The sequence below is a fragment of the Bradyrhizobium murdochi genome (assembly GCF_000472965.1).
Lineage (GTDB): Bacteria > Pseudomonadota > Alphaproteobacteria > Rhizobiales > Xanthobacteraceae > Bradyrhizobium > Bradyrhizobium murdochi.
The window spans coordinates 55,524-74,790 of the sequence record NZ_AXAU01000005.1 but is presented as its reverse complement, the minus strand read 5'-3'; the positions used below and the strand labels follow the sequence as shown (position 1 = coordinate 74,790).

The window sequence follows — 19,267 nt, the reverse complement described above, 5'->3', positions numbered from 1 at the left end:
CTTCCCGCTTATCCCATCGCCTCTTTGACGAGTTCGTCGGCGGCCTCCGCCAGCAACTCGTCGCCTGCTTCGCCATAAACTGACTCGCGGCCGATTTCCAGCATCACGGGAACGGCGAGCGGCGAAACGTGTTCGAGTTCCCGATGGCTGATTCGCCCATGAATACGCGAGAGCATATCACCCAGACGCTTGAGATCGAGCAGGCCTGTCGCGGCATCGGCGCGGGCGGCGCGCAACAGCACGTGGTCGGCCTGATGCTTGCGCAGCACGTCGTAGATCAGATCGGTCGAGAACAGCACCTGGCGGCGAGATTTTTCTTCGCCGGTGAAGCGCCGCGCGATCAGGCCGGAGATGATGGCACAGGTGCGGAAGGTACGCTTCATCAACGCGGATTCGGCAAGCCACGCCTCGAGATCGTCGCCCAGCATGTCCGGGTCAAACAGCGCGTTGAGATCGAGCTTGCCGTGCCGGATCATGAACGACATATCGCCGAGGCCCCATACGGCCAGTGCATACTCGTTGGCGACGAAGCCGAGCGGCCGCACCCGCGCCCGCTCCATCCGCCGCGTCAAGAGCATGCCGAGCGTCTGGTGCGCCAGCCGGCCCTCGAAGGGATAGCAGACGAGGTAATGCTTGTTGCCGCGGGGAAAGGTCTCGATCAGCAGTTCTTGCACCGCCGGCACGCGGGAAAAATCCCTCTGCAGCGAGAGCCAGTCGCGTACCTGATCGGGCAGCGCATTCCACGCGCGGCGGTCGTCGAGCAATTTGCGGACGCGCTCGGCGAGATAGGTCGAAAGCGGAAACTTGCCGCCCGCATAGGACGGCACTTTCGCGTCCTTGTCGTTGGCGCGCGAGACATAGACCACGTCCTCGGCGAGCGCCTCGTAGCGCACGACTTCACCGCCGAACACAAACGTGTCGCCGATCACGAGGCCTTCGATAAAGGCTTCCTCGATTTCACCCAGCATCCGCCCGCCGCGGCCGAGCGCGCCGGTCGAGCCGGACCCGCCGCTGCGCGAGCGCACCAGACGCACCTTCAGCATGGTCTCTTCGACGATGGTGCCGACGTTGAGGCGATAGCTCTGCCGCACTTTTGGATTGGCGACGCGCCAGCGACCCTGCTTGTCCTGCTTGATGCGCGCAAAACGCTCATAGGTCTTCAGCGCATAACCGCCGGTGGCGACGAAATCGACGACATCGTCGAAATCGGTTCGCGTCAGCAAGGAATAAGGCGCCGACGTCAGGACTTCCGCATAGAGATCATCTGAAAAAAACGGCTCGCCGCAGGCGCAGCCGAGCACGTGCTGCGCCAGCACGTCGAGGGCGCCAGTGCGTAACGGCGGCGTATCCTGCGCATTCTCCGCAATGGCATCGATCGCGACACGGCACTCCAGCACCTCGAAACGGTTGGCCGGGATCAGGACCGCGCGCGAGGGTTCATCCAGTCGGTGATTGGCGCGGCCGATACGCTGCATCAGCCGCGAGGCCCCCTTCGGCGCGCCGACATTGATGACGAGATCGATATCGCCCCAGTCGATGCCGAGATCGAGCGAGGACGTGCAGACCACGCCGCGCAGCTTTCCCGCCGCCATCGCGTCCTCGACCTTGCGGCGCTGGGCGACGTCGAGCGAGCCATGATGCAGGGCAATGGCAAGGCCGTCGTCGTTCATGCGCCAGAATTCCTGGAACAGCATTTCAGCCTGGCTGCGGGTGTTGACGAAGATCAGCGTGGTCTTGTTGCGCCGGATCAGATCATACATTTCGCCGAGCGCATGGCGCGCGGTATGGCCGGCCCAGGGCAGCCGCTCCTTGGTGTCGAGCATCTCGACGATGGGCGCCGCCGCGCCGCCGGCCACGACGATATCGGCTGACACGTCCTTGCCGTCGTGCTGCGGCATCAGAAACCGCGCCAGCGATTCCGGCTCGGCCACCGTCGCGGATAGCCCGATCGCGCGCATCTCCGGCGCCAGGCGCCACAACCGCGCCAGGCCAAGCGACAACAGATCGCCGCGCTTTGACGTCACCAGCGCGTGCAGCTCGTCGAGCACGATGCGTTTTAGCGACGAAAACAGAAACGGTGCATCGTCGGACGACAGCAGCAGCGCCAGTTGCTCCGGCGTGGTCAGCAGAACATCCGGCGGATAGCGTCGCTGCCGTTGCCGCCGAGACACCGGCGTATCGCCGGTGCGGGTCTCGACCTTGATCGGCAAACCCATCTCGGCAATCGGTGTCTCCAGATTGCGCGCGATGTCGACCGCGAGCGCTTTCAGCGGCGAGATGTAGAGCGTGTGGAGGCCGCCGGTGCGTTTGACGCTGCGGCCGGTGGACATGAGGCTTTTCGTGCCCTCGCGCCGTTGGACGGAAGGGCGAGAAAGCTCCACCAGCGTCGGGAGGAAGCCGGCCAGCGTTTTGCCGGCGCCCGTTGGGGCGATCAGCAGTGCCGAACGATCGTCGCTGGCCTTTGCCAGTAGCGCAAGCTGATGCTCGCGCGGCGACCAGCCCCGCGTGGCGAACCAGCGCCGGAAGCGGTCGGGCAAGAGCGCAGCCGTTTCGAGCGGCGTGAAGGGCAAAGGTTGAGGCGACGGCACGGAGAAGAGGTAAGCCGTCGGAAGGGGTTCGTCGAGAGGCTTGGAGGTCACCTCGCCCCGCTCTTCGCGGGGAGAGGTCGGATCGCGAAGCAATCCGGGTGAGGGGCTCTTTCCGCGAACACCTCTCTTCCAGAGTGCACGCGGAAAGAGCCCCTCACCCCGACCCTCTCCCCGTGAAGAACGGGGAGAGGGAGGTGCCCCCTACTCCGTCACCGGCTTATCCGAAATGTCCCAGTCCTTGCCGTTGAAGATCGAGATGTAGAGCGTCTTCATTGGCGTGTAGTCCTCCGGCGTGTAGCTGTAGTTCACGCCATCGAGGAAGTAGGGCGAATGGAAGCCCGCCAGCGTCGTCGCCTGCTTGAGCACATTGGCGCGGGTGAGTTCGTCGCCGCAGCGGCGCAGGATCTCCGCCATCGACGCGACCTGGCCGTAGCCGGCAAAGGCGATGGTGTTGTCGGGGTCGACGTTCGGCAGATATTTCTTGCGCAATTCCTCGAACGCCAGCACGTCAGGGTCCTTTTCGAAGCGCGGCACGCCGACTTCCTTGGCGTATCTGATCGCGACGATGCCGGTAGCATTCTCGAAACCGGCGGCGCTGAGAATCGAACGGCCCGTCGATCCCGCCGACAACAGATGCAGCGGCTTCCAGCCGAGTTCAGCCACTTTGCGGATCGACTGCGATGACGCCTTGCCGGTCGAGATATTGTAGAAGACGTCAGCGCCGGATTTAGAGAGATTGATGATTTGCGAATCGATCGTCGGCTCGGTCAGATCGTAGGTCTGCTCCATGATCACCTTGGCGGTGCCGCCAGCATCCGCCAGCACCTTCTTGAATGGACCGAGGAAATCGCGGCCGAAATCGTCGTTCTGGTAGAGGATGCCGATTTTCGCGTCCGGCTTCACGCTCACGACATGCCTGGCGAGAATGCGCGCTTCGGTCGGATAGAGCGGCAGGCCCGCCATGGTCCATTTGAAGTTTTTGGGGTCGTTCCATTTCGACGCGCCGGTATTGAGCAGCAATTGCGGCACGCCCTTTGAATTGAGATATTTGTGCACGGCAGTCTGCGGCGCGGTGCCGAGCGAGCCGTACAGCGCCAGCACTTCCTCCTGCTCGACCAGCCGCCGCGTCGCCTCGACGCATTTCGGCGCGCTGTAGGCGTCGTCCATGGTGAAGAATTTCACCTTGCGTCCGTTGATGCCACCCTTCTCGTTCAGCATCTGGAAATAGGCTTCGCCGACACGGCCGAGTACGCCGTAGAGCGAGCCGGGACCGGAATGCGGCACGGTCTGCCCGATCTTGATTTCGGTGTCGCTGGCGCCGGGATCATATTTTTTCTCCGCGGCCCAGACGAACGGCGCGGGCAGCGTTGATGCAAGAGCGGTAGCGAGCGCGGTGGCGCCGAATTCACGACGACTCTGTTTCTTGTTCATTGTTGTTTCTCCCTTATGGGAGCTTTGATCAGGCATTCCAGTGTCCCTGGCAATAGCTGACATGTCGCACGCAATCCCGCCATTCGCGGTGCGCGTAGCGCCTAGACTCAAGTTTCACCCTCTCCCCTTGTGGGAGAGGGTGGATCGAATGAGCGCCAGCTCATTCGAGACGGGTGAGGGGTCTGCGTCCGCGGAAAGAACCCCTCATCCGGCGCGGATTGCATCCGCACCACCTTCTCTCACAAGGGGAGAATGGAAGAGCAGTCAAGTTTTCGCGGCGACGGCGACCAGGCCAGGAACCGGCGCATGATCCTCATTGCGGGCGGATAATTCTTCGAGGCGGGATAATTGCAGACCGGCCCCCTCGACTGCCGCGCGCACGTAAGCTGTGGCGTGCGCGTAGCGAAGGCCCCGCCCGAGCCTGACACCCTCACCGTCATGGGTCTCGGTGGTGAAGGCGATGAGACCGCCCGGCACCAACGCGCGCGCTGCTTCCGCCAGCACGGGAGCGATGTCGGCGACATAAACCATGGCGTCCGCGGCAAGAATGAGGTCGGCGCTGGCCTCCCTCCTCGCGCGCAGGCCTTGCAGCATGTCGGCGACTTCCAGCTCCGCATAGAGGCCAGTGGCGCGCGCCCGCTCGATCATCCGCGGCGACAGATCGACGCCAATGAAATGATCGACCTCCCTGGCAAACGCCGACGCCGCCAGCCCGGTGCCGCAGCCGAGGTCGATCGCGCGCTTGAAGAACGCCGGCTTGCGCGCGGCTGATCGCACCGCCAGCACCGCCTTGAACAACAGTGCCGGGCCGCGATAACCGAGATCGCCCACAAGCGAGGATTCAAATCGCGGCGCATATTGATCGAACAGCGTTTGCACATAGGCCTGCGGCATGCCGGCCAATGGTTCGGCGCCGAGCCGCATCAACCTAAGTCCGGCGCCACGGCGGTCGCCGGGATCGCTGGCCTGGGCCTGGCGAAACGCCGAGATCGCCGCGTCGCGCTCACCGAGTTGCTCGCGGATATCGGCGAGCGTGAACCAGGCGGAGGTGAAATTCGGCGCCAGTTCGATCGCCTGCATCAGCAGATCGGCGGCGGCCGCCAGATCGCCCTTCAATTGCAGATCGCGCGCGAATTCGAACCTGCGGTCGGCCATCAGATCGCCGGAAGAGAGAAACAGGCGGGCAGGCATGGGTTCCGAAACTTGTCGTTGCCGGGCTTGCCGGCTTCGCTGGAGCTACGCCGGCCGAGCGCATGCTTGGCCCGGCGAAGCCTTGGCGGAGCCGGGACCCGGCAATCCATCAATAAAGGGCGACTCTTCAAAAGATGGATGCGCGGGTCAAGCCCGCGCATGACGGCTAAACATCACACGGCTGAACATTGCGGGGAGACGCCCTATATAATCCGGATGCGTCCGCACGACATCCTGTTGCCAGTTGCTGCCGGCCTGTGCTGCAAGCCGGGCGGCTTCCATATCGATCCCGTTCGCCCGGTCGAGCGCGCCGTGATTACCCATGGCCATTCCGACCACGCCCGGCCCGGCCATGGCGCCGTGCTCGCCACGCAGGAAACGCTCGACATGATGCGGCTGCGCTATGGCGACAATTTTGCGCGCAGCACGCAGGCGATTCGCTATGGCGAAGAGATCCGCCTCGGCGACGTCAAGATCAAGTTTCACCCCGCGGGCCACGTACTGGGCTCGGCACAGATCGCCGTTTCCTGCAAGGACCTCTGCATCGTTGCGTCCGGCGATTACAAGGACGCGATTGATCCGACCTGTACGCCATTCGAAGTCGTGCCCTGCGACGTCTTCATCACCGAGGCCACCTTCGGCCTGCCGGTGTTCCGCCATGGCGATGCGGCGGATGAAGTGAAAAAGCTGCTCGCCTCCGTCGCGCTGTTTCCAGAACGCGCGCATCTGGTCGGGGCCTATTCGCTCGGCAAGGCGCAGCGCGTGATCGCGTTGTTGCGCGAGCAGGGCTATGACGCGCCGGTCTATCTGCATGGCGCGATGGAAGGGATCACGCGCTACTATGAGAGCCGCGGCATAGCGCTCGGCGAGCTGCGGCTGGTGAAGGGCATGAAGAAGGCCGATCTTGCGGGCACCATCACGCTGGCGCCGCCGACGGCTACCTCTGACATTTGGACGCGGCGATTCCCCGATCCGGTCACGGCGTTTGCCTCGGGCTGGATGCGGGTGCGGGCGCGCGCCCGCCAGCGCGGCGTCGAACTGCCGCTGGTGATATCCGACCACGCCGACTGGGACGGGCTGACCGCGACCATCTCGGCCACCGGCGCCGGCGAGGTCTGGGTCACGCACGGCCAGGAAGACGCGCTGGTGCATTGGTGCAGGGCGCGCGGGCTTGCCGCGCGGCCGCTCGATCTGGTCGGCTACGGCGATGAGGAGGAACACGAGGTGGTCGCGGCCGACGAGGCCGAGACATGAACCGCTTTGCCGAACTGCTGGACCGCCTAGCCTACGAGCCCGGCCGCAACAACAAGCTGCGGCTGATCACGGCCTATTTCCGCGACACGCCCGATCCCGACCGCGGCTACGCGCTGGCGGCGCTGACCGGCGCGCTGTCGTTCAAGCACGCCAAGCCGGGACTTGTTCGTGACCTGATCATGGATCGGACTGATCCGGTGTTGTTCGGATTGTCCTATGATTATGTCGGCGACTTATCCGAGACGGTCGCGCTGATGTGGCCGAAGGGCGGAGCAAATTACCGCGAGTCTTTGCTGGGCCACGCCTCTCTCCCGCTCTCACCCGCAAAGGAGGGCCAGGGAGAGGGGTACCACACGGGTGGTCTCAATATTGACTCACGCCACAACAATCCGCCTCCCCCCACCCTCTCCGAAGTCGTCGTTACCCTTCGCACGCTCGGCAAGACCGAACTGCCAAGCCAGCTCGCGCGATGGCTCGACGAGCTCGACGAGACCGGCCGCTGGGCGCTGCTAAAGCTGGTCACCGGCGCGATGCGGATCGGGATTTCGGCGCGGCTGGCGAAAACGGCCGCAGCGGCGTTGGGCGACAAGGACCCGCACGAGATCGAGCTGATCTGGCCGGGGCTCGCCCCACCCTATCTCGAATTGTTCGCCTGGCTGGAAGGCCGCGGCGACAAGCCGGTCAACCGCGATCCGGCGCCGTTCCGCCCGGTGATGCTGGCGCATGCGATCGAGGATACGGATTTCGCCAGTCTCGATCCGGCTGACTACATCGCAGAATGGAAGTGGGACGGCATTCGCGTGCAGGCAGTAAGCGGTCGCGATGAGCGCGGGCACACCCAGGCGCGGCTCTACTCGCGCACTGGCGAGGACATCACCAACAGCTTTCCCGACCTCCTGCCGTCGCTGCATCTGCCCGGCGCGATTGACGGCGAACTGCTGGTGCTGCGCGATGGCCGCGTGCAGACCTTCAACGTATTGCAGCAGCGGCTCAATCGAAAAGTCGTCTCGCCGAAGTTGACCAAGGACTTTCCGATTCACCTGCGCGCCTACGACCTGCTCGGCGACGATGAGAACGACCTGCGCGAATTGCCGTTTGTCGAGCGCCGCGCGCATCTCGAAGTATTCGTCCGGAAGCTGGACGATCCGCGCATCGACCTGTCACCGACCATTGCCTTCGATAGCTGGCAGGCGCTGATAGCCGCGCGCGCCGATCCCGCCAGTGCCGGCGCCGGCGAAGATGCCGATGCCGTCGAGGGCGTGATGCTCAAGCGCCGCGACGCGCCCTATCTGCCGGGCCGGCCCAGGGGCCAGTGGTGGAAATGGAAGCGCGATCCGCACATCATCGACGCCGTCTTGATGTATGCGCAGCGCGGCCACGGCAAGCGCTCGTCCTATTATTCGGATTACACCTTCGGTGTCTGGACCTCGGGCGAGGACGGCGAGCAACTGGTGCCGGTCGGCAAGGCCTATTTCGGGTTCACCGATGAAGAGCTGTTGCAGATCGACCGTTTCGTCCGCCGCAACACGACCGAAAAGTTCGGCCCGGTCCGCCATGTCGTGCATGAGCCGGACCAGGGGTTGGTGCTGGAAGTGGCGTTCGAGGGGTTGGCGCGCTCGCCGCGGCATAGATCCGGCGTCGCGATGCGGTTTCCGCGCATCAGCCGGCTGCGCTGGGACAAGCCACCGCGCGAGGCCGACCGGCTGGAGACGCTGGAACGGATGTTGAAGGACGTGACGGCAAATTAACATTCCGCAGGCGCATGGCGGCCATTGACTGATATGAGCGGGTTTCCCATGTGCCCCGCCGTGCCTATAATGCGCACGACCCGCGAGGAGAAACCGATGCCCAACGACGTCAGAGACCTGCCGGCCAACAATGACGGCCTGTATCGCTTTCTCGGCGGCTCGCCGCTGTCGGTGGCGTTCCGGCTGATCCTGTTGTCGATCCTGGTCGGCGTGGTGCTCGCCGCGATCGGGTTCGATCCCTGGAATATCCTGCACAGCATCCGCATGCTGTTCCAGCGGCTGTGGGATCTCGGCTTCGACGCCATCAACTGGCTGTGGCGCTACTTCCTGCTCGGCGCTGTGATCGTGGTCCCGATCTGGCTGCTGTCGCGGCTGTTCGGCGCCCCGCGCGGGCGATAGTTACTCGTTGGGCGGTGGCAGCCGATGCAATTGCGATTTGTCGGCTGCGGCGATGCGCTCGGCTCCGGTGGCAGGTACAACACCTGCTTCCACGTCACGGGTAGCCGCGTTAACTTCCTGATCGATTGCGGCGCATCATCGCTGCCGGCGCTGAAGCGGCTCGGCATTGCGCGCGACGAGATCGACCTGATCCTGATCACGCATTTCCACGGCGACCATTTTGGCGGCCTGCCGTTCCTGCTGCTGGATGCGCAATTCACGCGACGTTCGCGCCCGCTCGTCATTGCCGGCCCGCAAGGGATCGAGACAAAACTCGCTAGCCTGATGGAAGCGCTGTTCGAGCACTCATCGAAGACCAAACAGCGTTTTGATCTCTCAGTCGTCGCGCTTGAACCGGAGCAAAGCCGCACATTCGGGGAGGTCAAGGTCACGCCCTATCCCGTCGTCCATGGCGAATCCGGTGGACCATTCCTGGCTTATCGCGTCGAGGCGGAGGGCCGCGTCATTGCCTATAGCGCCGACACCGAGTGGACGGAGACGCTGATCCCGGCGGGGCGCGACGCCGACCTGTTCGTCGCCGAGGCTTATTACTTTGACAAGGTCATCAAGAACCATCTGAGCCTGAAAACGCTCGCAGCGCATCTGCCCGAGATCAACCCGAAACGGCTGGTGCTGACGCATATGAGCGACGACATGCTCGGGCGACTGGGCGAACTGCCCTACACCGCCGCCCATGACGGCATGGTCGTCGAGCTCTAGGCATGCATTCGCCGCTAGCTCCATCGAAAGTCACGACGGCACAGGTGTTTGCCATCGCCGGTCCCGCGATGGTCGCAAACCTGACCACGCCGCTGATCGGCATTGTCTCGACCACCGCTATCGGCAGGCTCGGCGACGCCACGCTGCTCGGCGGCGTGGCGTTGGCCTCAGTGCTGTTCGACTGCATGTTCTGGCTGTTCGGATTCCTGCGCATGAGCACGGTCGCCTTTACGGCGCAATCGCTCGGCGCCGGCGAGACGTCGGAACTGCGCGCCATCCTGGCACGCGGGCTGATCGTCGCGGCACTGGTCGGCGCGGCCTTGATTGCCCTGCAGATGCCGCTGGCATCGATTCTGCTGGGCGTAATGGGGGGCAGCGACAGCGTTACACAGGCGGCAAAGACGTACTTCGCGATCCGGATCTGGTCAGCGCCGCTGGCGCTCGGCAATTACGTGGTGCTGGGATGGCTGGTCGGGCAGGCCCGGGCCAAGCTGGCGCTCGGCACGCAGATCACGATCAACCTCATCAACGTGGCGGCGACCGTCGTGCTGGTGCTGGCGCTCGACTTCGGAATTGCCGGCGCTGCAATCGCCGCGCTGATCGCGGAAGCGGCAGGCCTGATGCTCGGATTGCAGATCGCCCGCCTCCTTTCGAAAGGGCAACTCGGCGTTTCCCGCGCGATGCTGTTCGATCCTGCCAAGCTGATGCGCATGCTCTCGGTCAACCGCGACATCATGATCCGCACCGCCTCGCTGATCGCGGCGTTTTTGTTCTTCACCGCACAGGGCGCGCGTGCCGGCGACCTGACGCTCGCCGCCAATGCCGTGCTCAACAATTTTCTGCTATTCGGCGCCTTTTTCCTCGATGGCCTCGCCAACGCCGCCGAGCAGCTTTGCGGCCGGGCCTATGGCGCCCGCAATAAGGCGGCCTTCGCCGGAGCGGTCAAGCTGGTCGTGATGTGGGGTTTTGGCTTCGCGCTCGCGGTCGCCGCCTGTTTCCTGCTGTTCGGGCCTGCGGTTGTCGACATCATGACGGCAAGCGCGGAGGTGCGGCGCATCGCGCGCGACTATTTGCCGTTCGTGATTTTTGCGCCGTTGCTCGGCGTGTTCGCCTTTGCCTTTGACGGCATCTATATCGGCGCCACCTGGGCGCGCGACATGCGCAATCTCATGGTGGCTTCGCTGGTCATCTTCCTCACCGCGTGGTTTGCGCTGCGGTCGTTTGGCAATGCCGGACTGTGGGGCGCGCTATTGGTTCATTACGCCGCGCGCGGTGGGTTAGAGGCGCTGCGGTATCCGGCACTGTTGAGGAAGTCGTTTGGATGAGACGGGCGACGCTCTTCTCCCTCGCCCCGCTCTTGCGGGGAGAGGGTCGGGGTGAGGGGCTGTCTCCGCGAATTCGATAGAACTTAGTATGCGGAAACTCCCCTCACCCGGATTGCTTCGCAATCCGACCTCTCCCCGCGAAGAGCGGGGCGAGGTGACTAGGGAGGCGCTTGCGCGCGCGAAGAGCCTATCTCACCGGCCAGTCCTCGGCCGTGATCGTCGCGGCATCTGCGCCGACGATTTCCGAGAGCGAGTCGCGTCCGGTGCGGAGCAGAGTGGAAGCAAGATCGTTCTTGATGTCGTGCACCAGCCCAAGGCCCTTGTAGACCAGCGACGAATAGATCTGGATCAGGCTTGCGCCGGCGCGGATTTTGGTCAGCGCCGCGCCGCCGGAATCGATGCCGCCGACGCCGATCAACGGAAACGCGCCTTCGGTGCGGACATAGGTCTCCGCCACCATGCGGGTCGATAGTCGAAACAGCGGCCGTCCCGACAATCCGCCCTGCTCTTTGGCGCGGGCCTGTTCACGCAGGATCGAAGGGCGCGCCAGCGTGGTGTTGGCGACGATCATGCCGTCGACCCCGCGCGAGCGCGCGATATGCACGACGTCGTCGAGTTCGGCGAGGCTGAGATCGGGCGCGATCTTCAGCAGCACCGGCGAATCGCCGGCATTCTTCCGCACCCGTTCGCGCGCATCGATCACCTTGGCAAGCAACTCGTCGAGCGCAGCCGCTTGCTGCAAATTGCGCAGGCCCGGCGTGTTCGGCGAGGAGACGTTGACGGTGAAATAGCTCGCGACGGGTGCAAAGATCTCGATCAGTTTGACATAGTCGGCGATGCGGTCGGGCGAATCCTTGTTCGCCCCGACATTGACGCCGATAATGCCGCCATGATGGGCGCGCGCCGCCAGCCGGCGCAATGCGGCTTCGGCGCCGTCATTGTTGAAGCCCATGCGGTTGATAACGGCTTCATCCCGCTCGAGCCGAAACAGCCGCGGCCGCGGATTGCCGCCCTGCGGTTTCGGCGTCACGGTGCCGATCTCGACGAAGCCGAACCCGAGCCGCAACAGCGCGTCGGGCACTTCCGCGCTCTTGTCGAAGCCCGCGGCCATGCCGATCGGATTGGGAAAATTCAGGCCGAAGGCGCGCACCGCCAGTTTGTGATCGTCGGCGCGCGGCTTGACCGACGGCAGCAGCCGCAGGCCCTGGATCGCCATGCGATGCGCGTCCTCCGGATCGAACCAGCGCAACAGCGGTAGCGAGAAGGCGTCGAAGGCGCGGATCACGGGAGCAACTCCGGAATGTCGTGCGTGCCGTCGGACCGCGCGCGCATGTCGAGAATGCCGGTCACCGCACCGAGATCGAGTTCGCCGTAGAGATGCGGAAACAGTTCGTCGTTGCGCGAACGCTCCCAGCGCAGCGCATCCCCCAGCGCGTCGGCGTCGACCGCGACCAGGAACAGCCCGGTCTGGCCGAAATAATGCTTGCGTGCGGTCTCGGCGACCTGGGACGCGGTCGAAAAATGAATGAAGCCGTCGCGCAGATCGTCGCTACTTCCCCGGTAGACGCCCTGCCGTTCGGCCTCGCGCCAAGCCGAGGCGGGAGTGATTTTATAGATCGTGGGCACGGCTTTCCGGACTTCCTGCTTGTCGTTGAGTCTCTTGGGATTTTCCCGGAAATGGCCGGGTTGCGGCCGACCGTAAAGGCGGCCCGCGCCTAACTCAAGCGCTGCGGTCACAGACTTCGGCTGGAAGAATTGCGCGAACCGGCCAAATGAGGCAATAATTCCTAGATCGCTTCAGGGATTTTCGATGGCCAGACAGGCCAAGGCGCAACGCATTCTGACCCACAGCCAGATCTGGACCGCGCTCGACCGGCTGGCGGAACGTGCCGGCATGTCACCCTCGGGTCTTGCCAAGCAAGCCGGCCTCGATCCCACCACGTTCAACAAGTCTAAGCGCATCGCCGCCGACGGCCGCGAACGCTGGCCGTCGACGGAATCCGTTTCCAAGGCCCTGGCTGCGACCAATTCGTCGGTCGAGACCTTCGTGCAATTGATCGGCGACGGCGCGCGCAGCCAGCAGTCGGTGCCGCTGCTCGCCCTGGCGCAAGCCGACGGCGGCCATTTCGACGATTCCGGCTTTCCCGCCGGCAAGGGCTGGAGCGAGGTGGCGCTGCCATCGACCACGGACGAGCATGCCTATGCACTGGAAATCTCTGGCGACGCGATGAAGCCGATCTATCGCGACGGCGACATCATCGTGGTGTCGCCGGCCACGCCGATCCGGCGCGGCGACCGCGTGGTGCTCAAGACGTCAGACGGCGAAGTGATGGTCAAGGAATTGAAGCGCCGGACCACCAAGACCCTGGAATTGCAGTCGCTCAATCCAGCGCATGCCGATCGCACGCTTGACGCCGACGACGTCGCCTGGATCGCCCGGATCGTATGGGTGAGCCAGTAGGATTGCCTTCCGTGACGGACGTGCTGAGCGACCTGCTGCAACATTCTCTTCGCATCGTGTTGTGCGGAACCGCCGCCGGGACGACGTCCGCTGCCCAGCGGGCCTACTACGCGCACCGGCAAAATAAGTTCTGGGCGATCTTGCACGAGACGGGGCTGACGTCGGAGCCACTGCAGCCGCATCAATATCGCAGCCTGCTGCGACATGGGATCGGCCTGACCGATCTGGTGAAAGCGGGCGCGGGGATGGACCGCGCCGCGCTTCCCAAATTGACGGCAGCGGATCGCGCCCGGCTGAGCAATGCAATCGCGACATTCCGTCCGCAATTCCTTGCGTTCACCAGCAAGACGGCGGGGCAGAAATTCTTCGACGGCAAGCGGGACTATGGCGAGCAGTTGGAGCTGATCGGCGATACCAGGGTATGGATACTGCCGTCGACTTCAGGTGCCGCAAATGGAAGCTGGCGCCCGGAGATCTGGCACCAGTTTGCGGATGCTGTGAGGGCGGCGAGCCACTAACTTCACCACAGCGTCGCCCCTGCGAACGCAGGGGCCCATAACCACAAATGCTCGTGGCGAAAAATAACGTCTCCCAGCCTGCCCTTTCCGCAGGCCGCGGCGTATGGGTCCCTGCGTTCGCAGGGACGACGGAGAATTACGTCGCGTAATCCGGCTCCTTGCGATCCAGCATCCGTTTCAACGCATCGAAATGCCGCTGCGCCGGGGTCGGGCCCTTGTAGAGATGCTCGTCCTTGTAATCGCGCTTGGTTTTCTCCACCACAGGCGCCGGCAACTGTTTTAGCTTCTGCCCGGTCCACATCGCGTAGATCTGCACTTGGGCGGCACGCTCGACGTAATACAGCATATCATAGGCTTCCGCGATGGTCGCGCCCACGGTGGAGATGCCGTGATTGGCCATGAACAGCACGGTCTTGTCGCCGATGACTTTTGCAAGCCGCGCGCCTTCGGCGGGATCGAGCGCCGGTCCAGTGTACTCGTCGTCATAGGCAATGGCGCCCGACAGCCCGACCTCGGTCTGGCCGATTTCCTTGATGCGGGGATCTTCCAGCCGCGTCAGCGCGCTGGCATGCGGCATATGGGTATGAAACACCGCCTTCGCCTGCGGCAGCGCCTTGTGGATCGGCGCATGGATGCAATAGCAGGACCGCTCCACCTCGCCTTCGCCTCTTTTAACCTCGCCGTCGTCGATGCCGACTTCCATGAAGCAGGACGCGGTGACTTCGGACCAGTGCGTGCCGAACGGAATCTGGTAGTAGCGGTCGCTCTTGCCCGGCACCACGAAGGTCAGATGGTTGAAGATGCCTTCGGAAAATCCCTGGATGAAGGCCAGCCGGTGCGCGGCCGCGAGATCGACCCGCGCCTGCCATTCCTCGGCGCCGTACTCGCTGAGCGTCTGTGGCGAAACCCTGAACTGCATGAGCTTTCTCCCTGATCCGCTTATTTGCCGGCCCCTCGGTGGAGGCTTCGACGACTGTTATGCACAGCAGTGTAGCGCAATCCGGCGCCGCCATGGCTGAAATTGCGGCGGGCCTGCCATCCCGGTTTGCAGGTCCGAGCCGCAGCCAAGCCCCCCGGAGTTGTCCCGGCCTTGAGCCGGGACCTATAACCACAGGCGTTCGTTGCTTGCATCAAGCTGGAGCCACGGCGAAGCCGATAACATCGGCCTGTGGCTATAGGTCCCTGCTTTTCGCAGGGGCGACGGAAAGAGTTACGCACTCCTTGCCAGCGCGCCGTCGATCATCGCGACCGAATTCGATACGCCGTACACCGCGACGAACGAGCCGAAGCGCGGGCCCTTCTCCTGGCCGAGCAGCACCTGGTAGAGCATGTTGAACCAGTCGAGGGAGACGCCGGGCCGGCCGTCCTTGCCCTTCTTGACAGGATCGAGGAACGGCTCGCGGCGGCCAATCTCATAGACCACGTTCTGGATCTCTTCGGCGCTCGATCCCGCCGGCAATTGCGACAGAGCGTCACGCAGATCCTGCAGCGCAGCGCGTTCGCTGGCGATCGGCTCGCGGAACTTCTTGGTCGGCGCCACGAAGTCGCGATAGTAGTTGATAGCGTAGCCGACCATCGCGTCCAGCTTCGGATGCGTCTGCGGCGTGACACCCGGACGATAGCGGCCGATAAAACCCCACAGCGTTTCGGCGTTCTCCGCATTCGACGACGACACCAAGGTCAGCAGGAGCTGGAAGGTGACGGGCATGTCCGCCTTCGGCGGCTTGCCGGAATGGATGTGCCAGACCGGATTGGCGAGCTGCTGCTTGGCATCCTGACGCGGGAAGCCGTCGAGGAATTGCTGATAGTCGTCGACATTGCGCGGGATCACGTCGAAATAGAGCCGCTTCGCCGCCTTCGGTTCACGATACATGAACAGCGACAGCGATTCCGGCGAGGCATAGCGCAGCCATTCGTCGATGGTCAGCCCATTACCCTTCGACTTCGAGATCTTCTGACCCTTTTCGTCGAGGAACAGCTCGTAATTGAAGCCCTCCGGCGGAGTGCCGCCAAGCGCCGAGCAGATCTTGCCAGACAACTTCACGGAGTCGATCAGGTCCTTGCCGGCCATTTCGTAGTCGACGCCAAGCGCAAACCAGCGCATCGCCCAGTCAGGCTTCCATTGCAGCTTGCAATGCCCGCCGGTGACGGGGACCGTGACGCGCTCCTTGGTCTCGGGATCGTCATAGGAGACGGTGCCGGCCTTCACATCGTGCTCGATGATCGGGACATACAACACCATGCCGGTGCGCGGACAGATCGGCAGGAACGGCGAATAGGTCGCCGCGCGTTCCTCGCGCAAGCTGGGCAGCATGATCTTCATGACGGCGTCGAGGCGCTCCAGCATGCGCAGCAGCGCGGCGTCGAACCGGCCCGAGGTGTAGTAGTCAGTCGACGAGGCGAATTCGTAGTCGAAGCCGAAAGTATCGAGGAACGCGCGTAGCCGAGCATTGTTGTGCGCGCCGAACGACGGGTGCTCGTTGGAGAACGGATCCGGTATCCGCGACAACGGCTTGCCGAGATGTGACGCCAGCATCTCCTTGTTCGGCACATTGTCCGGCACCTTGCGCAGGCCGTCCATGTCGTCGGAGAAGGCGAGCAGCCGGGTCTTGACCTTGTCCTCGGTCAGCACGCGAAAGGCGTGGCGCACCATGGTGGTGCGCGCGACCTCGCCGAAGGTGCCGATATGCGGCAGGCCCGACGGGCCGTAGCCGGTCTCGAACAGCACCTCGTCCTTCGGATTCTTCTTCAGCCGCGCGACAATGGCCTTGGCCTGCTCGAACGGCCAGGCGTTGGATTGTTCGGCGAGCGCGCGCAAATCGCTCGGGCTGGCGGCAAGGTCGATGACGGACATTCAAAGGCTCTCCAGAGGCCGCGGAAACTAGCGCTTCCGAGGCAAAATGCAAAATGACGGCAGAGCCGTCATTCCGGGATGGTGCGCAAGCCGTAGGGTGGGCAAAGGCGCCCTTGCGCCGTGCCCACCATCTCACCGACCCTGCGGCTCGAATGGTGGGCACGCTTCGCTTTGCCCACCCTACACAGCCACGAAGCGGTCAAAACGGACTAATCGAAAAATACCTCAGCCATAGATCGGTGAAGCGGCCTTTTTCCCAGATCCGGAACAGCGCCCAGTTCAGCGAGGTCCGGAGCAGATCGTTGCCCTTGCGGACGGCGATGCCGATGCCTTCGCCGAAATAGCGGCTCTCAACGAAGGGCCCGCCGGAAAAGGCGCAGCATTCGGCGGAATCGGTGCCGTTAATCCAGAACGCCAGCGAGATCGCATCGCCGAAGATGAAGTCGACCTCGCTCCGCCTGAGTGCCAGCCGCAGCGCGTCGTCGTTCGGGTAGGATTTGATCTCGGCGTCGGTGAACATCGCCTTCAGATAGGCCTCGTGCGAAGTGCCCGCGATGACGCCGACCTTCTTGCCTTCGAGATATTCCGGGCGGACCTCCGGCATCACGGCGTCACGCCGCGACACGAAGCGCGCCGGCGCGCGGTAATAGGGATCGGTGAAATCGAGCCTTGCGCGCAAGGCCGGCGTCACCGCCAAGGAGGCGATAATGGCGTCACCGCGATTGCTTGTGATCGCATCGACCAGCGTCTCGAACCGGCGCATCTGGATGGTGCAGGAGATCTTGATCTCGTCGCACAGCGCGCGCGCCAGATCGACGTTAAAGCCGGCGGGGTTGCCGTCGGGGCCGGTAAAGTTGAACGGCGGATAGTCAGTCTCGGTCAGGAACCGGATCACGGTCAGGCGCGACATGTCGGGCCGGTCCGGGCGCCGCCGCGGGTCCCAGAAGCCGGGCACCGCCTGCGGGGCCGCCTCGACCGCCGGACGCGGTTGGGTTTGCGCCAGCGCCGCATTACCGCCGAGAACCGTCAATGCAGACACGATCGACAGCCCGACCAGCCACGTGCTGATGGTTCGATGCAGTCTTGCATTGGTTAACTGGACGTTAAGATAAGGCATCTTCGGCAATGGCTTTGCGGAATTTCACGGCCTTATAGACCATCCGGCCCGCGATGCGAGGCCGTTTTCGACCTTTGGCCAGCTTGCCGCTCAGAGATAGCGCTTCAGATCCTTGGCGGCTTCCTCGGGTGTCCGTTTCACGTTGAAGGGCGCGACGAAATTGCCGTCGCGATCCATCAGATAGATCAGCGCGGTGTGATCCATGGTGTAATCGCCGTCCTTGAGCGGGACTTTCCGGGCATAGACCCGGTAGGCCGAGAGCACTTTTGCCACCGCGTCCGGCGGGCCGGTCAGCCCCTTCAAATGCGGGTCGAAGCTGGAGAGATAGTCCTTCATCGCGGCCGTCGTGTCGCGCTCGGGATCGACGGAGACGAACCAGGCGTTGACGCGATCGGCGTCCTTGCCCATCGCCTTCAGCACTTCCGAAATCTCGAACAGCGAGGTCGGACAGACATCGGGGCAATGGGTGAAGCCGAAGAAGATCAGCGTCGGCTTGCCCTTCAAATTCTGCTCGGTGACGGTCTGGCCGGCCTGGTCGGTCAGTTGAAACGGCCCGCCGATCGCAGCCGGCGCCGTGACGGTTCGCAAGCCACCGAGCACCCACAGCATGATCACCAGCCCGACCAAGAGGCTCGCGGCGAAGGCAGCGATAATCACCAGCGGGCGAATGGTCCGGTCCATGTCAGGAATTCCTTATTGCCCGGTCAGAAGCAGGCCGAGATGCCGGCGGCGATCATTTCGAAAAACACCGTGGTGCCGTAATGGAACCACAATGCAGCCGCGCCGAGCACGGCCAGCGCACCGAGGCCGGCAGCGCTCCAGACGATCACGGACGCGAGCCTGCCCTGATGCGGGGCCGCCGCCATCATTCGGACTCGCGTGGAAATCGACTGAATCATGGGATTCAGATAGGGGCAGTTCCCGGCGCAGGCAAGCGGAATGGCCGTGCCCAACATCACGTCATGCGGAGGGCAAGTCGGGCGAGAGGTGCACCAAAAGCAAATGGCCGGGACCCGTCTCCGCTAACGCTTCGCCGGGCCAAGAATGCGCTCGGCCGCCGAAGCTTTAGCGAAGGCGGCGGGCCCGGCCACCGCGTTACTTTTTGGCGAAACGGCTGCGCTGGTTCAGCGTGAAGCAGGCTTGTTCGAGGAGGCCTGGGCGTCGAGATAGCAGGGCCTGTACATCGCCTGAAGCGCTTTGCCGCGCAGGAAGAGCATGCGCTGGGTCAGGCCACCGCGCGCCGCAATCCACCTGCGTACCGGCGGCGGATACATCGAATACAGCATCTGGGTTGCTTCGGGGTTGGTGATGGCACGGCCGTTGGCGCCGAAATCCCAGGCGGCATGGAAGCCGAGATTGGCGTGCGAGGTAACGCAGATCCGGTCATGGGGAACCGCGCCGAGCACGATGGTGCAGGCCGACGCGCACAGCCCATCGATGATGACGGTTTCGCCCGAGGAGCGGAGGCCCTGATACCTGTCGACGTAGGTGCCGATCCGGCCGCCGCGATCATCGGCTATCCGCACCACTGCCTGGCTCGCCCCCACTCCCGCCAGCAGCAGCACCGCGGCAAGCAACCCCGTCACCAGCTTCATATCCTGCCCCAGTCTAGAAATGTCGAA

18 protein-coding genes are annotated in these 19,267 nt (G+C 63.8%); 7 read left to right on the top strand and 11 right to left on the bottom strand.

Translation table 11 applies throughout. The annotated features are described in order from the left end of the window. Positions 1-8: 8 nt before the first annotated feature. The 3 genes from YUO_RS0114910 to YUO_RS0114900 all read right to left on the bottom strand — a co-directional run bounded on the left by YUO_RS0114910 (position 9) and on the right by YUO_RS0114900 (position 5,210). Positions 9-2,588, bottom strand: coding sequence for a ligase-associated DNA damage response DEXH box helicase (locus YUO_RS0114910; protein WP_198028042.1), 2,580 nt, complete (start codon positions 2,586-2,588; stop codon positions 9-11). Between the two features lie 201 nt (positions 2,589-2,789). Next, positions 2,790-4,019, bottom strand: a complete 1,230-nt coding sequence (locus YUO_RS0114905) for an ABC transporter substrate-binding protein (protein ID WP_028347992.1) — start codon at positions 4,017-4,019, stop codon at positions 2,790-2,792. 264 nt (positions 4,020-4,283) lie between these two features. Continuing rightward, positions 4,284-5,210 carry a class I SAM-dependent DNA methyltransferase gene (locus YUO_RS0114900; RefSeq protein WP_028347991.1) on the bottom strand — a complete coding sequence of 309 codons (927 nt, stop codon included), beginning with the start codon at positions 5,208-5,210 and terminating at the stop codon, positions 4,284-4,286. Between the two features lie 216 nt (positions 5,211-5,426). Between YUO_RS0114900 and YUO_RS0114895 the strand changes: the two genes are divergently transcribed. The 5 genes from YUO_RS0114895 to YUO_RS0114875 all read left to right on the top strand — a co-directional run bounded on the left by YUO_RS0114895 (position 5,427) and on the right by YUO_RS0114875 (position 10,695). Beyond that, the gene (locus YUO_RS0114895; protein WP_028347990.1) at positions 5,427-6,464 is read left to right on the top strand and encodes a ligase-associated DNA damage response exonuclease; all 1,038 of its coding nucleotides are present in this window, start codon (positions 5,427-5,429) and stop codon (positions 6,462-6,464) included. Next, positions 6,461-8,212, top strand: coding sequence for a cisplatin damage response ATP-dependent DNA ligase (locus YUO_RS0114890; protein ID WP_028347989.1), 1,752 nt, complete (start codon positions 6,461-6,463; stop codon positions 8,210-8,212). Before YUO_RS0114895 ends, YUO_RS0114890 begins: the two co-directional genes overlap by 4 nt. A gap of 96 nt (positions 8,213-8,308) precedes the next feature. After that, positions 8,309-8,611, top strand: a complete 303-nt coding sequence (locus YUO_RS0114885) for a DUF6460 domain-containing protein (RefSeq protein WP_028347988.1) — start codon at positions 8,309-8,311, stop codon at positions 8,609-8,611. Positions 8,612-8,635: 24 nt separating this feature from the next. Further along, positions 8,636-9,370 (top strand): MBL fold metallo-hydrolase, encoded by a 735-nt coding sequence (locus tag YUO_RS0114880; RefSeq protein WP_028347987.1) that lies wholly within the window; start codon positions 8,636-8,638, stop codon positions 9,368-9,370. Positions 9,371-9,372: 2 nt separating this feature from the next. Beyond that, on the top strand, positions 9,373-10,695 hold the full coding sequence (locus YUO_RS0114875) for an MATE family efflux transporter (protein WP_028347986.1): 1,323 nt from the start codon (positions 9,373-9,375) through the stop codon (positions 10,693-10,695). Positions 10,696-10,882: 187 nt separating this feature from the next. Here the strand turns inward: YUO_RS0114875 and YUO_RS0114870 are convergent, their stop codons facing one another. Then, positions 10,883-11,980 carry a quinone-dependent dihydroorotate dehydrogenase gene (locus tag YUO_RS0114870; protein ID WP_028347985.1) on the bottom strand — a complete coding sequence of 366 codons (1,098 nt, stop codon included), beginning with the start codon at positions 11,978-11,980 and terminating at the stop codon, positions 10,883-10,885. Then, positions 11,977-12,321, bottom strand: a complete 345-nt coding sequence (locus YUO_RS0114865; protein WP_028347984.1) for a DUF952 domain-containing protein — start codon at positions 12,319-12,321, stop codon at positions 11,977-11,979. Before YUO_RS0114865 ends, YUO_RS0114870 begins: the two co-directional genes overlap by 4 nt. A gap of 184 nt (positions 12,322-12,505) precedes the next feature. On the opposite strand from YUO_RS0114865, the gene YUO_RS0114860 reads away from it, so the two are divergent. After that, positions 12,506-13,156 (top strand): S24 family peptidase, encoded by a 651-nt coding sequence (locus YUO_RS0114860; protein ID WP_198028036.1) that lies wholly within the window; start codon positions 12,506-12,508, stop codon positions 13,154-13,156. An 11-nt stretch (positions 13,157-13,167) separates the two neighbouring features. Then, entirely contained in the window at positions 13,168-13,674 is a 507-nt protein-coding gene (locus YUO_RS0114855) for a mismatch-specific DNA-glycosylase (RefSeq protein ID WP_198028035.1), read from the top strand. Between the two features lie 136 nt (positions 13,675-13,810). On the opposite strand, the gene YUO_RS0114850 is transcribed toward YUO_RS0114855, so the two are convergent. The 6 genes from YUO_RS0114850 to YUO_RS0114825 all read right to left on the bottom strand — a co-directional run bounded on the left by YUO_RS0114850 (position 13,811) and on the right by YUO_RS0114825 (position 19,240). After that, a complete protein-coding gene (locus YUO_RS0114850; RefSeq protein WP_028347981.1) occupies positions 13,811-14,593 on the bottom strand; it encodes a class II aldolase/adducin family protein in 783 nt (260 codons plus the stop codon). Between the two features lie 291 nt (positions 14,594-14,884). Continuing rightward, complete coding sequence (locus YUO_RS0114845) at positions 14,885-16,528, bottom strand: lysine--tRNA ligase (RefSeq protein ID WP_028347980.1); 1,644 nt, start codon at positions 16,526-16,528, stop codon at positions 14,885-14,887. A gap of 199 nt (positions 16,529-16,727) precedes the next feature. Continuing rightward, complete coding sequence (locus YUO_RS0114840) at positions 16,728-17,567, bottom strand: transporter substrate-binding domain-containing protein (protein ID WP_430649539.1); 840 nt, start codon at positions 17,565-17,567, stop codon at positions 16,728-16,730. 168 nt (positions 17,568-17,735) lie between these two features. Next, complete coding sequence (locus YUO_RS0114835; RefSeq protein WP_028347978.1) at positions 17,736-18,326, bottom strand: SCO family protein; 591 nt, start codon at positions 18,324-18,326, stop codon at positions 17,736-17,738. 23 nt (positions 18,327-18,349) lie between these two features. Further along, complete coding sequence (locus YUO_RS40755; RefSeq protein ID WP_347335931.1) at positions 18,350-18,514, bottom strand: hypothetical protein; 165 nt, start codon at positions 18,512-18,514, stop codon at positions 18,350-18,352. Between the two features lie 255 nt (positions 18,515-18,769). Next, positions 18,770-19,240 carry a hypothetical protein gene (locus YUO_RS0114825; RefSeq protein ID WP_028347977.1) on the bottom strand — a complete coding sequence of 157 codons (471 nt, stop codon included), beginning with the start codon at positions 19,238-19,240 and terminating at the stop codon, positions 18,770-18,772. Between the last annotated feature and the right edge of the window lie 27 nt (positions 19,241-19,267).

Coding starts and splice junctions, on each gene's coding strand:
- YUO_RS0114880 (WP_028347987.1), top strand. CDS start 8,636: ATGCAATTGCGATTTGTCGGCTGCGGCGATGCGCTCGGCTCCGGTGGC.
- YUO_RS0114860 (WP_198028036.1), top strand. CDS start 12,506: ATGGCCAGACAGGCCAAGGCGCAACGCATTCTGACCCACAGCCAGATC.
- YUO_RS0114835 (WP_028347978.1), bottom strand. CDS start 18,326: ATGGACCGGACCATTCGCCCGCTGGTGATTATCGCTGCCTTCGCCGCG.
- YUO_RS0114905 (WP_028347992.1), bottom strand. CDS start 4,019: ATGAACAAGAAACAGAGTCGTCGTGAATTCGGCGCCACCGCGCTCGCT.
- YUO_RS0114900 (WP_028347991.1), bottom strand. CDS start 5,210: ATGCCTGCCCGCCTGTTTCTCTCTTCCGGCGATCTGATGGCCGACCGC.
- YUO_RS0114890 (WP_028347989.1), top strand. CDS start 6,461: ATGAACCGCTTTGCCGAACTGCTGGACCGCCTAGCCTACGAGCCCGGC.
- YUO_RS0114845 (WP_028347980.1), bottom strand. CDS start 16,528: ATGTCCGTCATCGACCTTGCCGCCAGCCCGAGCGATTTGCGCGCGCTC.
- YUO_RS40755 (WP_347335931.1), bottom strand. CDS start 18,514: ATGATGGCGGCGGCCCCGCATCAGGGCAGGCTCGCGTCCGTGATCGTC.
- YUO_RS0114850 (WP_028347981.1), bottom strand. CDS start 14,593: ATGCAGTTCAGGGTTTCGCCACAGACGCTCAGCGAGTACGGCGCCGAG.
- YUO_RS0114875 (WP_028347986.1), top strand. CDS start 9,373: ATGCATTCGCCGCTAGCTCCATCGAAAGTCACGACGGCACAGGTGTTT.
- YUO_RS0114825 (WP_028347977.1), bottom strand. CDS start 19,240: ATGAAGCTGGTGACGGGGTTGCTTGCCGCGGTGCTGCTGCTGGCGGGA.
- YUO_RS0114895 (WP_028347990.1), top strand. CDS start 5,427: ATGCGTCCGCACGACATCCTGTTGCCAGTTGCTGCCGGCCTGTGCTGC.
- YUO_RS0114885 (WP_028347988.1), top strand. CDS start 8,309: ATGCCCAACGACGTCAGAGACCTGCCGGCCAACAATGACGGCCTGTAT.